General features: G+C 36.2%; 11 protein-coding genes and 1 pseudogene. 8 read left to right on the top strand and 4 right to left on the bottom strand.

All coding sequences use genetic code 11. The features are described from left to right. Positions 1 to 52: 52 nt before the first annotated feature. Positions 53 to 1,318 carry a C40 family peptidase gene (locus tag A8L44_RS11325; protein ID WP_066105911.1) on the bottom strand — a complete coding sequence of 422 codons (1,266 nt, stop codon included), beginning with the start codon at positions 1,316 to 1,318 and terminating at the stop codon, positions 53 to 55. Positions 1,319 to 1,485: 167 nt separating this feature from the next. On the opposite strand from A8L44_RS11325, the gene A8L44_RS18995 reads away from it, so the two are divergent. From A8L44_RS18995 to A8L44_RS11345, 4 genes and pseudogenes are all read left to right on the top strand, one after another. Continuing rightward, complete coding sequence (locus A8L44_RS18995) at positions 1,486 to 1,641, top strand: hypothetical protein (protein ID WP_175354288.1); 156 nt, start codon at positions 1,486 to 1,488, stop codon at positions 1,639 to 1,641. Positions 1,642 to 1,675: 34 nt separating this feature from the next. Next, positions 1,676 to 2,997 (top strand): annotated as a pseudogene (locus A8L44_RS19240) (S8 family peptidase). Further along, complete coding sequence (locus A8L44_RS11340; RefSeq protein ID WP_254654718.1) at positions 2,955 to 3,269, top strand: Ig-like domain-containing protein; 315 nt, start codon at positions 2,955 to 2,957, stop codon at positions 3,267 to 3,269. The pseudogene A8L44_RS19240 and the gene A8L44_RS11340 overlap by 43 nt, the downstream one beginning before the upstream one ends. 207 nt (positions 3,270 to 3,476) lie before the next feature. Continuing rightward, positions 3,477 to 4,505 carry a DUF6270 domain-containing protein gene (locus A8L44_RS11345; RefSeq protein WP_066105925.1) on the top strand — a complete coding sequence of 343 codons (1,029 nt, stop codon included), beginning with the start codon at positions 3,477 to 3,479 and terminating at the stop codon, positions 4,503 to 4,505. A 51-nt stretch (positions 4,506 to 4,556) separates the two neighbouring features. Here A8L44_RS11345 and A8L44_RS11350 read toward each other — a convergent pair whose 3' ends face one another. Continuing rightward, positions 4,557 to 6,680 carry an LTA synthase family protein gene (locus A8L44_RS11350; protein ID WP_066105930.1) on the bottom strand — a complete coding sequence of 708 codons (2,124 nt, stop codon included), beginning with the start codon at positions 6,678 to 6,680 and terminating at the stop codon, positions 4,557 to 4,559. 193 nt (positions 6,681 to 6,873) lie between these two features. On the opposite strand from A8L44_RS11350, the gene A8L44_RS11355 reads away from it, so the two are divergent. The 3 genes from A8L44_RS11355 (at position 6,874) to A8L44_RS11365 (ending at position 9,846) form a co-directional block, all read left to right on the top strand. After that, positions 6,874 to 8,058, top strand: coding sequence for a processed acidic surface protein (locus A8L44_RS11355; RefSeq protein ID WP_066105933.1), 1,185 nt, complete (start codon positions 6,874 to 6,876; stop codon positions 8,056 to 8,058). 59 nt (positions 8,059 to 8,117) lie between these two features. Then, on the top strand, positions 8,118 to 8,663 hold the full coding sequence (locus A8L44_RS11360; RefSeq protein WP_139063853.1) for a class D sortase: 546 nt from the start codon (positions 8,118 to 8,120) through the stop codon (positions 8,661 to 8,663). Positions 8,664 to 8,829: 166 nt separating this feature from the next. After that, positions 8,830 to 9,846 carry an LCP family protein gene (locus tag A8L44_RS11365; RefSeq protein ID WP_066105937.1) on the top strand — a complete coding sequence of 339 codons (1,017 nt, stop codon included), beginning with the start codon at positions 8,830 to 8,832 and terminating at the stop codon, positions 9,844 to 9,846. Between the two features lie 219 nt (positions 9,847 to 10,065). On the opposite strand, the gene A8L44_RS11370 is transcribed toward A8L44_RS11365, so the two are convergent. Both A8L44_RS11370 and A8L44_RS11375 read right to left on the bottom strand, forming a co-directional pair. Then, positions 10,066 to 11,139, bottom strand: a complete 1,074-nt coding sequence (locus A8L44_RS11370) for a glycosyltransferase family 4 protein (RefSeq protein WP_066105942.1) — start codon at positions 11,137 to 11,139, stop codon at positions 10,066 to 10,068. Between the two features lie 293 nt (positions 11,140 to 11,432). Continuing rightward, positions 11,433 to 12,167 (bottom strand): WecB/TagA/CpsF family glycosyltransferase, encoded by a 735-nt coding sequence (locus tag A8L44_RS11375; RefSeq protein ID WP_066105945.1) that lies wholly within the window; start codon positions 12,165 to 12,167, stop codon positions 11,433 to 11,435. A gap of 374 nt (positions 12,168 to 12,541) precedes the next feature. Here A8L44_RS11375 and A8L44_RS11380 point away from each other — a divergent pair, with 374 nt between their 5' ends. Next, the gene (locus A8L44_RS11380; RefSeq protein ID WP_066105948.1) at positions 12,542 to 13,960 is read left to right on the top strand and encodes an MBOAT family O-acyltransferase; all 1,419 of its coding nucleotides are present in this window, start codon (positions 12,542 to 12,544) and stop codon (positions 13,958 to 13,960) included. Positions 13,961 to 13,967: the final 7 nt, after the last annotated feature.

Raw genomic sequence — 13,967 nt, forward strand, 5'->3', positions numbered from 1 at the left:
ACCTATAATGTAATAAAAAAATCCAGCCTAACAATTAGGCTGGATCCTGAGTTTAATAGAATCTCTTGAAACTAGAAAAGTGCTTCTTATAATATGAATTACTTAAGCTTACAATTCTGACCCCGCTATTGTCTGCGTTAATGAACTGATTATTTCCTATATAAATCCCTAAATGAGAGATTCCCTTTTTATAGGTATTCTCAAAAAATACTAAGTCGCCCGGCTTCGGATTATCTACATAATAAGAACGGTCATAATAGCCTGCTGCTGAGTAGCGATTAATATCATATCCGGCCTTATTAAATACATAATAGATAAAACCACTGCAGTCAAAGCCTGATGGGCTAGTTCCGCCAAATACATACCGGGTTCCAATAACCTTTTTGCCTTCTGCGATTAGCTTGTTAGTGAAAGTAGAATTACCGATTTGGCTACCTGAATCATCCTTTACAACATCATCTTGTTTTGGAGCTGGATTGCTTGCAGAGGTACCTGATAACTTTAGTTTTTGCCCCACATAAATCATATCTGATTTAAGGTTGTTTAAGGATTTTAATTGTGACACTGTCATTCCGTTTTGCTGACTGATTTTCCCCAACGTATCCCCGCTTTTGACAGAGTATGTTGTTTTCGTTGATGGAGCTGGAGATTTAGGTGCGACAGGTTGTTTGGAAGGATTGTTTGAAGTTACAACTGCCACCTTTAGTTTCTGCCCAACATAAATTAAATCGGACTTAAGATTGTTAAGGGTTTTTAGCTTGGCTACCGTTAATCCGTACTTTTTTCCAATTTGGCTTAGGCTATCGCCACTCTTCACGACATACACTGTAGTTTTTGAGGTAGAGGGGGACTTAGGGGATGTAGTGACTGGTTGATTAATAACCGCTGTAGTCCTTGAAACTTTAAGCACCTGATTAGGATAAATAATGGTGCTTTTTAGATTATTCCACTCTATTAGATTGTTAATGGAGACTTTATACTTGGCTGCAATCTTAGAGAGGCTGTCTCCTGATACAACTTTATATGTTTTAGCAGAGCTTGTCTGGGAAGGAATTTTGGCTTGGGCGGTCTTTTTAGTTGTTGCCGGTTTGGTAGGACTAGTAGATATAATCTTTAATACTTGGTTGGGATAAATCAAGTCGGATTTTAGTTGGTTTACTTGTTTAAGAGCAGCTACAGTTGTTCCGCTTTTATTGGCAATAGCCGACAAGGTATCTCCTTTTTTTATTGTATATGAATTGGAATCGGCAGATGCAGATCCTGCATATGTTGCAGAAAGTATGGCGACGGCAGCGAATGCGACAGCTTTTGATTTCATTTTGGACTCCCCCTTTGAAAGTATCTCCTATAATATGGTAACACAAGGAAGGGGTTTTGGGAACTTTTTCTATTTTTATGATAAAAAAGAACTATGTGAGTTTATAGGAAATAATGGTGAAATTGGTCGAATTATATATTTATATAAGTGAGAAGAGGAGCAGTAGAATGAAAAGAATGATAGTGGCGCTGAGCATTATCGCATGGGTGTTGGCGCCGTTAACTCCTGTCGAAGCAGCTATACAAAACTCGAAAAATAGCAAAGAAACGACTGATAGGGTTATTGCTTCAATACGGAAGTTCGATACTAGAAAAGAAGACTAACCTCATGACGCTTCAAAAGCCAAATAGTAAATCAATGGCTGCATTTTTGAAGGAGTTAAAGAAAAATCCTGGGGTTCTCTATGCTGAGCCTGATTATAAAGTAACGCTGGATGGATTATCGAATGATCCGTTACTTAATAAACAATGGCATCATAATGCCATTCAATCAGGGCAAGCCTGGGATACGACAAAAGGTTCTCAGCAAACAATCGTTGCGGTGATTGATAATGGGATTGATCTAAAGCATCCGGATCTTTCTACTAATATTATTAAGCCATTTGATATTATGGCAAATACCAACAAAAAGATGCCTGTTGGGGAACATGGTACGCACGTAGCTGGTTTGATTGCTGCAGTTGGTAATAATAAAATAGGCGGTGCAGGAGTATCCCCTGACGTGAGAATTATGCCAGTCAATGTTTTTGTGAACGATGATGCCTATATATCCGATATCATTAAAGGGATTCAATATGCGGTCAAGTCAGGTGCTGATGTGATTAACATGAGCCTCAGGATGTCTCAAAAGCACTTAATGATGCTGTTCAGGCTGCTTATAAAAAAGACGTTTTAATTGTCGCGGCAGCTGGCAATGATCAAACTACCAGACCAACCTTCCCGGCAGCATTGCAAAATGTATTATCTGTCAGTTCTACAACGAAGTTTGATAAAAAGTCATATTTCTCTAATTATGGGACTTCGATAGACCTTGCTGCGCCAGGTTCAGAGATTACATCTACTCTTCCTAATAATAAATACGGGTCAATGAGCGGAACATCAATGGCTTCTCCTATTGTGGCAGGGGCGGCTGCATTGATTTTATCAAAGGAGCCCAAATTAACGAATGAGCAGGTGACATATCGGTTGGCGTCTACAGCGGATGACCTTGGGGCAAGGGGGAAAGATACCAGTTATGGAGCGGGCAGGGTAAATGTGGCGAATGCCCTGAAATACCGGTTGCTTTCCACCCCGGTGGTCAGCCAACTAACCGATAAAGATAAGGCTATTCGTATACAGTTTAAAGAAGCATTTAAGGGTAAAATTATCATTACAGGAAAAACGAAAGTTGAAAAGCAGTTAATCTCAGACCGGACATTTAATCAGTTGATTAATATCCCTCCCCAAAAGGGAGATACAATTGTTTCTATTAAGCAAGTCGATGAAAAAGGGAATGAAAGCTGGCCTGTTAAGAGGAAGGTCAAAGATACAACACCACCTGCTGCTCCAAAGATTAGCGGTATCGGTAATAACAGAAAAATCCTTCAGGGAAAGGCAGAAGCGGCACAAAAGTTTCTGTTCGTAAGGGGAATGTTCAACTGGTATCAGGCAATGCAAACAGTGTGGGAAGTTTTAAAGTGACCATCAAATTAGTCCAAAGGGGTGGAATGGCACTCTTCATTCAGGCCACTGATAAAACAGGAAATAAGAGTCCGGCCACCAAAACGATTGTGAAGGATAAAACGGCGCCTAAATTAATCAATATTAATAAATTCTCGCCCAATTCAACTAAGGTAAAAGGTACGACAGAACCATATGCGAATGTCGTGTTGAATGTCAACAATAAATTAATAGGAAAAGGGAAAGCGAATAAATTGGTAGCTTCTCCGTTTCTGTCAAAAAGTAAAAATTAAAGATAACCATGAAAGTTTACTTATCTGATACTATCGGAAACACAAGTTCATATCGGTTGACGGTTAGGAATTACGAGGAATATTCATTTTAGGTGATTTTTTAGATATTGCATGGTTGAAATTATATAAAATATACAGAATTGTTATATAACAGGCGAACTTTTTATGATAAAATTCATTTATCGAGATGTGCAAAAGGAGTCGATTATGGATAATATAAAAGTAGCAGTTTTAGGTAGCTGTGCGACGAGAGATAATTTTAACTCAAAGTTCAATCCAAACTATAAAGAGTTTTATGAGTGTATTTTAACGCAAAATCAAACATCTCTTATTAGCTTGATGTCTTCCCCGTTGATTTATACTGAGAATGACATTGGTGAATTAAATGATTATGACAGATGGAATGTAGAGACGGATTTTTCAAAGAGTTTCCTTGCAGATTTAATTAAGCTGGAGCCAACCTATTTAATTGTTGATTTTTTCGCTGATATTCACTTTGGGGTAATTTCTTTGGAGACTGACCAATATATTACGGATAATCGCTGGAAATTATGGAAAACACCCTACTATAAAAGATTAAAAGAGAAGGGTGCCAACGAGAGGATTACGATAATAGACAATACGGAAGAATATTTATTGAAGTGGAAACAGAGTGTCGATAAGTTGTTCGCTTTTTTAAATGAGAGATTGCCTGAATGTCATGTCATAATACATAAAGCTAGGAATGTAAGTATACTCAATGATAATGGTACATTAGTTGATTTAGCAACGTGTGGGCGTGTCAAAAAAGAAAACGTACAGCTTTTAAATCAGTGCTGGGACGAGCTTGATCAATATGTAATTGATCATTATCCTGTATCAGTTATTGAAATAAATGATAAAAAATATCATACATATAATGAACATCCGTGGGGACCATTTTATGTTCACTACACAGAGGATTATTATCATAACTTTTTATTAAAATTGCATCGGATTGTGTTTGCCAACCATATTAACGATCACACCGTGAATAAAATATTGGAAGATATCTTTAAGCATCATGATGATTTGAAAGAAAAAAATGAACAATTGTCTCAAAATTTATTAAATGAAATGAAAGTTTCCGAGGAATTACAGGTAATAATTAATTTGGCTAAGGAAGAGTACCATAAAGAACTTGAAAAATACAAAAAAGAATCGATTATTACCTTTTTAAAAAGAAAATCGAGAGTAAAAGTGAAAAGCGGCATATAATCGCTATTAAATGAACCCCCTCTGAAATAATGAGGGGGTTCATTTGGGTCATTAGTTAACAGAATATTTCTTTGTTTGTAGTAGGGATGTTTTACGATCATCCTGTACCTCAAAATAGACCTTTTTTGGTTTTCCTTTGACCTTAAAAGTAGAGGTACCCTCATCTGATTTCTTCCAAGTAATCTCTAGCTCCTCATCGGATTCATCAAATAGCTTAGCGTGTTTAGGTATTCCTTCTGCATGAATCAGTATTTCTCCATTACTTTTAGTTATGTTAATTTTTGGTTTTTTTATCCATCCAACGAGATAATCGGATTTATCCTTTGTTGCTAAGGCAGTCTTCGTAAAGTACCTTTTGCCGTGAAGCATGTCGTATTGGAGCATTTCTAAATCCTTCATCTCATTCGTATAGTCTCCCATTTCTTTTGTAAATTGCTTATATGGGAAATAGGAGGTTCCGCCCTCCATGACCTGTGTCAACAAGTTTGTAACCGCATTACCTTCGATATCGGCCATTTCTGTAACAATTTGGCTGAACATATTTGGTGTTACATCTTGTTCCACCGGTGTATTATCCTTGCTGTTCCAAACGAAGTAAGGGACTTTATGAAGTTTCATCCAATCCTCAAAACTTCCATTTAGACTGGATGTAAAATTTAATCCTTCTTCTCCGTACACTGTTTGAAAGGGTGTGAACCCAGGGAAGTGGTCACCCCAAAAGACAACAATGGTTGGTCGTTCCAGTTTTTTTAGTTCCCCCAACAGTCTGCCCAAATCTTTGTCCACACTGTTTAATTTATTCACATAGGTACCAAAGGTTTCATAAGTAGCCATTTTCATTTTCGCTTTATCAAGAAAAGGGGAACCATTTTTTTCTCTTGGATATGGCATATGGCCTTCAAGTCCAACGGCATGTATAAAGGAAGGATTTTTATTTTCCTTTACAATTTTTAAAATAGAATCATTCATATGTCGATCGGATGGATAGCCATTCCCACTATTGAACGGGAAATCAAGATTCATAAAATCACCGGATATAAACCGATCGAAACCCAGGTTTTTATAAGCGGTGGAACGCTGATAATACCAGTTCTTGAAAGCGTGAATCGCTGTTGTGTGATATCCTGCTTCGTCAAATACTCTTGCAACTGATGGAACTGGATGATTTAAATATTGATTATAAGCCACATCATCTCCCGGGAGGAATTGTCTGCTCAAACCAGTTACCGCCTCAAATTCGACATTTGCCGTTCCTCCGCCATACTCGGGCGAATACATAAAACCGTGCAACGATTCCTCGAAAGCTTTCCTGAAATTAGGAGTGGGGTCCTTTGTGAAATATTGCTTACCCCAAATATATGGATCAACAAAAGCTTCACTCATGATGTAAATCACATTTGGTCTTTCGTTTTCATCGATAGTTTGCTTCTTCGTTTCAGGTTGATATTTTTCAGCAAGCTCTTTAATTTTTGCTTCAGAATACCCTGTAGGTGGCTGGATTTGTGCCTTCTTTGCAAAGAGAGTGAAATTGCCTATTAAGCCGTTTTCACTGATGCCGAGCTCCGGTCGCCAACGAGTATACCAAAGATTTGCCTGGGCCATTGGAGATATTGGCTTCTCATTCCATAATATAAGGAGAAAAACGAATGAACCAGTAAACAGTAGAGTCTTGGGAATCCAAAATTCTTTCCCTTTTGGTAAGAAGTAGATGATCAGTATTCCGACAATTAAAATTACAAGTCCCAATATAATAGGTTTCATTGGTAATTCTAGATTATCTAACCCCTGCAATTCCTTTATAAGACTCATATCGGATAACATAATGGGGCTATTTCGCAATTCAAGTTTCATTTGATTAGCAATCGTAAAGAGAATGAATAAACCGCTTATGACTAGAGAAGTAACATAATATAATTTACGTGGAAGTATATAGAATAGATTAATGACAGAAAAATAAATTAGATAGTTTAATAGGAAAGCTTTCGTCTTTAAATCAAAAAATTGACCGAGTGTGTATAAATTTAGGTCTTTTCTGACTAAAGTTTCACACACAATCATGAGTGCTAACGGTAGGAGAAATACAAAACATATAGTAATAATGGAAAGCCAAATAGAGAATCTCGTTCTTTTATTCACATGTAGGGGCGAATAGATCTGTCTTCTTGTACCCAGCAAAACTAGATTCCTCCTTGAAAAATATAATATTACAAATTATAACGTATTATATGGTTATTTTAACCTTAAATGTAAGAATAATATATACGAATGTGTCATTTAATAAAAAAACGTGTGGTAATATTTTCTAATTAGTACTATACTAAATTTGGAGTGTAATATTTTTGTAACATTACTTTATGGGGGGAAAAAGATGAAACGGATAGTTATGTCTTTAGTTGCTTTTATACTGTTATTTACAGTAATAAAGCCAGTGGTCGGTTTGGCTGAAATTAATGAAGGAGATTTTGGGGATTTTGCTGAAGCAGAGGGGATTTCACCAGATACATTAGAAGAACTCATACTTACATACCTCGGTAAAGAATATACAGAATATAACTCAATTGATGATTTGAAAGTAGAATTGGGTGAAAAAATAACTGAAGAAAATTTGAATGAGCTTATGGAAACATACGGATTTTCCAGCAGGGATGAATTGATGGTTGAATTGGAATACCAGGATGGTTATGACAAATCTAAATCAATTGAAGACACCTATATTTTTATAAATATTTTAAAACATGCATTAAGCTGGGAAGAGTTTGAGGGCACTGAAATAACAGATGGATCCTTGAAACAATGGCTTGTGGATTACGAAATGACTTTAGAGGAATTAAATGAATTGCTAACCAGCAATGGAGACAGCTTATCTAATTATCAATACCTTGAAGATCTTGAAGCAGCTGTTTTAGGTTATATGTTTATTGATGCATTATTAGAAGGGCTTGCTGAATTCGGAATTGATAGGCAAGAGTTAGAGAATTTAGAAAAACACATCTCTGCCATAGATTTTGACGATCCTGCGCTTGAGGAGAAACTCCTGGAATTAGAAAAACGAGCAGATAATTTACCGGAATTTGAGAGTTCTTCAGAGTTAACTGACGCACAGATGAAAGAGATTGTAGCTTTGTTTAATGAAGTTTTGGACATCTACCAAATGAAAGCTAAATTTCATTTAACGAAAGATGGCAGCAAAAAGGCGATTTCCATTGATGAACTTATGGTACTTGAATCAACTAATGGTGCAGATCTGCTAATCGAGCTTTATAATAAACAAGGTGAATTACTTGCAGACATGATTATTACAGCAGAAATGTTTGGTTCTGATTTAATTGATAAGGTTACTGAACCGGTTAAGACAGTTCCAAAGCCACTGGTGGAGAATAAGGCAGGGAAAATCGAGAATAAAGAAGGAAAAGCCATTAATAAAACAATTAGTGGCGGTAAATTGCCTAATACAGCCGGCAATTATGCTGAAGGTGTATTACTAGGAATAGGAGCCTTGGCAGCAGGAGCCGGACTATTATTCTTCCGTCGGAAAAATAAGGATGTTGCATGATTCCTAAAGCAAGAATAGTGGTGCTTTTGGCCGGCATTCTGATCTTCATAGGTGCTGGCATGATAGTGAAGTATGGTCTGCCTCTTATAACGGCAAAAGCGCCTGAGCCGGTAATAGTCGAAGAGACTCCCGAGTCTGCACCGGTTTCTGTGTCAGAAGATACGGATCAATCAGATGGTTTATATAAAGTTTACCCAAAAACGGGTGAAGAATTCGGTGAATTAATTATTCCGAAGATATCAGCTTATCTCCCGATTATTGAAGGAACAGATGAAGATGAACTGGAAAAGGGTGTAGGACACTATTCAGACAGTGTACTACCTGGAATGAAAGATAATTCAGTTCTATCTGGCCATCGTGATACAGTATTTCGTAAACTCGGGCAGGTTGGTAAAGGCGATGAATTGATTGTTCAAACAAAGGCTGGGACTTTTACCTATAAAGTATTTGGCGTCCGAATTGTAGATGCAGATGATCGGACCGTTATTGTGCCTAAGTCACGTCCTGTTCTGACAGTCACTACGTGTTATCCGTTTGATTATATAGGGGATGCGCCGCAGCGTTATATACTGTCAGCCAATTTGATAAAAATGGAAAGACACTAGAGTGGTTTATTCTAGTGTCTTTTTTTGAATTATATTGATGAGATTTAGAGTAATACCCTTTTTTTGGGAGAAAAAATTAATTTACGCAATATAAGAAAAAGGGTACAATGATGTAAGACTGAAAATGACTTCTATGTTTTTTAATATATATAAAAGGAGAAAACCAATGCAAAATAGGCAAAATATGCGCAAGGTAAGGCGTAGACGGAAAAATAAGAAACGCATTGCAGCGGTCATCTTATTTCCTATTCTTATTGTTATTTTAGTTGCTGGTGGTTATGCAGGTTACTTATATGTGAAGGCTCAAAATGTACTCTCTGAATCATATGATGAAAATTTTGCAAACGATGGACGGGGAGTAAATCCTGCTAAAGATAATGTATCCGTATTATTTATGGGAGTAGATGATAGCAGTGTGCGCAATAATGAAAAAGGTTCCAGAACAGATGCGCTTATGCTTGCTACATTCAATGATAAAGAAAAAACAGTTAAATTGTTAAGTATACCGCGTGACTCATATGTATACATCCCTGGGAAAGATAACTATTCAAAAATCACTCATGCCCATGCATATGGCGGGGTAAAATATACAATCGATACAGTCGAAGAATTACTGGATGTTCCAGTTGACTACTACGTGAAAATGAACTTTAATGCCTTTGTTGATGTAGTTGATGCATTGGAAGGCATCGAAGTTAATGTGCCTTATACATTCTCAGAGCAGAACTCAAATGATGAGCAAGGTGCAATCACCCTTGAAGAAGGTTTGCAAACATTAAACGGTGAAGAAGCTTTGGCATTGGCCAGAACAAGAAAGAAAGACAGTGATATTGAGCGTGGTAAACGCCAGCAGGAGATTCTGACAGCTATAATTGACAAGGCAGCTTCAGCTAAATCGATTACGAAATATGCTGATGTCATTGAAGGTATCGGTAAAAATATGAAAACCAATATGACCTTCAAAGAAATGAAGAGCTTCTCTAGCTATGTGCTAGCTGCATCTAACCTTCAAATCGAATCTATTAATCTGAAAGGTCAGGATTCTTATATTGGAGGTACGTATTATTATGAGTTAGACGAGCAATCCCTGGAAAATATTAAACAGGAGCTCCAAGCTCATCTTGATTATAAAAAGGATGCAGAAACAGAATCCATTCCTAATGATTCAGTTATAATTGAGTGAAGATTAATTTGCTAATAAAACCCCGAATTCTGTTAAAGAATTCGGGGTTTTAGCATTTATAGAGTGAAGATTTCCTTTGATCTTTTTAGCTGAGCATGAATGAAATTAAGAAGAAACGGCTTGTTTGAGATATTTATTAGAAACTACTAATACCCATTTTGAATAAGTTCCCATAAAAAAAGCTGCCATTAATTTGTATGGCAGCTTTATCAATTTCTATTATAATCTTTCCTTTGAATCAGCTGAACGTAATGCTAAAAGTTTGTGCAATGGTCTATGATTATCGCCAAGAAGGCCAATTCGTTCGACCATCAATTCAAGTGCTATAAGCAGAATAAAACTGAAGAATATTCCGCCCCATAGTGTGGCCATACTAAAGATGAAAGCGGCCAGTCCAAAGACAGCAGCCATTGCATAAATCATCAGTACAGTGGTTCTGTGGGAATAGCCTAATCGCAATAAGCAGTGGTGTAAATGAGACTTATCTGGCGCATGCAATGGTTTCTTCTGAAGGAACCTCCGTACCATTGCAAAAAACGTGTCAGAAATTGGTACACCTAATATTATAATCGGTATGATTAAGGAAATTACCGTAATATTTTTAAATCCTAATAGGGATAGTACTGATATCATAAATCCAAGGAACATAGCTCCTGTATCGCCCATGAATATTTTAGCTGGGAAGAAATTGAATTTCAAAAATCCTAATGTACTTCCAGCAAGAATTAAAGCAATCATGGCAACGAATATATCGCCAATTCTAAAGATCGCCATTGCGGAGATGGTTAATAAAGCTATTGTTGAAACACCTGCTGCCAATCCATCCAATCCGTCAATTAGGTTAATGGCATTCGTGATGCCTACAATCCAAATGACAGTGATTGGGATAGCCATAAATCCAAATTCAATCGTTTCCCCAAACGGTGTATTAATATAGTTAACCTGGATATCGCCGACAATAACAATAATTAAAGCGGCAGCAATTTGCCCGATTAACTTCACTTTTGCATCCAATTCATATTTATCATCAAATATACCAAGAATTAAAATGACAGCTGCACCCAAAAACATGGCTGAAAATGTGTCTGAACGGGCAATTTCCGGTGAAAAAATCGGAAGCGTTATAATAAAGCTGAGGAAAATTGCTAATCCGCCCATGCTTGGCATCACTTTTATGTGCACTTTTCTATTATTGGGAGCATCGGTTGCTCCTATTTTATGCGCTAATTTAATTACAAATGGGGTGATGAGTATGGTTAGGCATACGGCAACTAAAAAAGCTGCAATTAACAAATTGTCCACCCTCTATCTTATAAGTCTGAATATAAATACCCAATATGATTATTTTTAAACCAGATTGTAGTAAATATAGTAGATTGAAATAGTTGTATAAATATATCAACCTCAACTATCAATTATATACGGTTTATGTCAAAACCTCTACTAAAAATTGATTTCCCTCTAGTTATTTTACAAAATATGTAACTTTTAAACACCTAATTCTTAGTTAAATTTATAAAACAATGATAGAGAAGTGTAAGAAATTAACAAAACGAAAAGAAAGGGAATAATATTTCCCTTTCATCTCATTTAAGAAATTTATGTTTTAAAACTCTTAAAAAAAATAATGGTAGAACAAGCATCCGTTTCCAGCGGCTTGGCTGCTTGAGCAATCTATACAACCATTCAAGATTCAGCTTAATCCAAAATTCAGGTGCTCTTTTCAGTTTGCCGGAAAAAACATCAAAGCTTCCGCCAATACCAACGAAGAGTCCCTTATTAAATTTATCATAATGTCTGGTGATCCAGTTTTCCTGACGGGGAAAGCCCATGCCAAGTAAAACGAGATCGGGTTTTAAAGCGCTGATTTCCGTAGCAAATTGATTGTCATCTATATCAAAAAAGCCATGATGGTATCCAACTAATTCAACATTTGGATAGGATGCCTTGACTTTCTCGGCACAATTTTCAATTACTTCTGCTTCAGCTCCAAGCATATATATGCGTATAGGCCGTTTTGTATTCATTTTAAAAAATTCAAGCATCATATCATAGCCGGTTATTCTTTCTTTTAATGGTTTGTTGAGAATTTTAGAAGCCATAATAATGCCAACTCCATCAGGTGTGATATAGTCAGCTTGCATGATAATCTTACGGTAATCAGTGTGACTGCGTGCATACTCGACAATTTCAGGATTGGCAGTAACGATAAAGGTTTTTTCCTCTCTATCAATTCTATCCTTTATCTCCGAGTGAACAAACTCCTGCATTGTCGATGAGTGAAAAGGTATACCTTCTATATATACAATATTCTTCTTCATAAGTATTTCTGCCCTTCTAAAGATAATTCTTTTATATTTTACTTTACAGGAGATTAAAAAGGAAATTTCATTAAAAATCATCAATGTTAGTAAATGGCGGTAAACTAGAAGAAATTGTTATTTAGAGACTTGGCTAAGAGAGGAAGTATTACTTACTATGTGTCATTTATGGGACATTAGCAAGGAAAAGCGCCTCATTATTTAGCTACTTGGCATATCAAAAGGGTGAATATAGCGAGCTAAGAGAGTAAGGCTAATGCTATACGAAGGTATATGTAACATATTGGTATAATTATGTGTATTCTAATCTCGTTAAATATGATATGATTTTTTTTGGTTTTTATTTTATTGCCAAGATAAAGAGAGGTAAGCACATGTTATTCAGTTCGACTGTTTTTTTATTCTTATTCCTACCACTAGTTTTAATTTTATACTTTTTGGTTCGGCCAGGACTGAAGAATATCGTACTGCTGGCTGCTAGTTTGTTTTTTTATGCGTGGGGTGAACCTAAATTTGTAATCATTATGATTATATCCATTATAATGAATTATCTTTTTGCCTTATTTGTAGACGCTAAAAGAGACAAAAAGACTCAGGTTAAATGGATAATGGGAATTATGGTTGCGTGCAACCTATTATTATTAGGAGTTTTTAAATATGCCAACTTCCTTGTGGATAGCATAAATGAGATTCTTCATACTACTATTTCAATTCCGACTATTCCATTACCAATCGGTATATCTTTCTTCACTTTCCAAGCAATGAGCTATGTAATAGATGTTTATCGAAGAGATGGGGATGTGCAAAAAAACCCTCTTAATATGGCTCTATATATTGCTTTGTTCCCACAATTGATTGCCGGACCTATTGTTCGCTATCAAACAGTGGCAGATCAGATTAAAGTAAGGTTTGAAAACTTCGATAAATTTTCAGAAGGTGTAAAAAGATTCATTATCGGATTGGCAAAAAAAATGTTGCTAGCTAATAACTGTGGGTTAGTAGCTGATCAAATATTTGCCTTGCATCCTTCGGAAATGTCAACTGGGCTAGCTTGGATTGGAATTATTGCCTATTCATTGCAAATCTACTTCGACTTTTCAGGATACTCGGATATGGCTATTGGATTAGGGAAAATGTTTGGTTTTGAATTCCTTGAGAACTTTAACTATCCATATATTTCAAAGTCCATTGCTGAATTTTGGAGAAGATGGCATATATCTTTAGGATCATGGTTTAGGGACTACTTGTATATCCCGCTGGGTGGAAATAGAAACGGCAATCTAACGACATATAGGAATCTTTTAATTGTTTGGTTTGCCACAGGATTATGGCATGGTGCGAGCTGGACCTTTATAGCTTGGGGATTATATTACGGTTTATTTATTATGATGGAGAGAGCATTTCTTGGAAAACTATTGAAAAGGATTCCAGTTTTCCTGCAACATGTATATTCCTTGATTATTGTAGTTATTGGTTGGGTTTTCTTCCGATCAGAAACTTTTGATTATGCATTTGCTTATATACAGACCATGTTTGGCTTTAATGGTATAGGCCTATGGGATCTTCAAGCGAAATATTATACCTTTGAATATGGCATCATTATTTTAATGGCTATTATAGCTGCAACACCTATATTTAAATTAATACAAGAGAAAGCAGTGTTTACATCATCTAAAATGATGATTGGCGGCAGAGAAACGTTGTCAGCTGTCTATTATGTAACTATATTTGTCCTATCAGTTACCTATGTTGTTTCAAATACTTTTAACCCATTTATTTATTTCCGCTTTTAAAGGAGTA

The sequence above is a fragment of the Bacillus sp. FJAT-27986 genome (assembly GCF_001685035.1).
Taxonomy (GTDB): domain Bacteria; phylum Bacillota; class Bacilli; order Bacillales; family Pradoshiaceae; genus Pradoshia.

Coding starts and splice junctions, on each gene's coding strand:
- A8L44_RS11325 (WP_066105911.1), bottom strand. CDS start 1,318: ATGAAATCAAAAGCTGTCGCATTCGCTGCCGTCGCCATACTTTCTGCA.
- A8L44_RS18995 (WP_175354288.1), top strand. CDS start 1,486: ATGAAAAGAATGATAGTGGCGCTGAGCATTATCGCATGGGTGTTGGCG.
- A8L44_RS11345 (WP_066105925.1), top strand. CDS start 3,477: ATGGATAATATAAAAGTAGCAGTTTTAGGTAGCTGTGCGACGAGAGAT.
- A8L44_RS11355 (WP_066105933.1), top strand. CDS start 6,874: ATGAAACGGATAGTTATGTCTTTAGTTGCTTTTATACTGTTATTTACA.
- A8L44_RS11360 (WP_139063853.1), top strand. CDS start 8,118: ATGATAGTGAAGTATGGTCTGCCTCTTATAACGGCAAAAGCGCCTGAG.
- A8L44_RS11365 (WP_066105937.1), top strand. CDS start 8,830: ATGCAAAATAGGCAAAATATGCGCAAGGTAAGGCGTAGACGGAAAAAT.
- A8L44_RS11375 (WP_066105945.1), bottom strand. CDS start 12,167: ATGAAGAAGAATATTGTATATATAGAAGGTATACCTTTTCACTCATCG.
- A8L44_RS11380 (WP_066105948.1), top strand. CDS start 12,542: ATGTTATTCAGTTCGACTGTTTTTTTATTCTTATTCCTACCACTAGTT.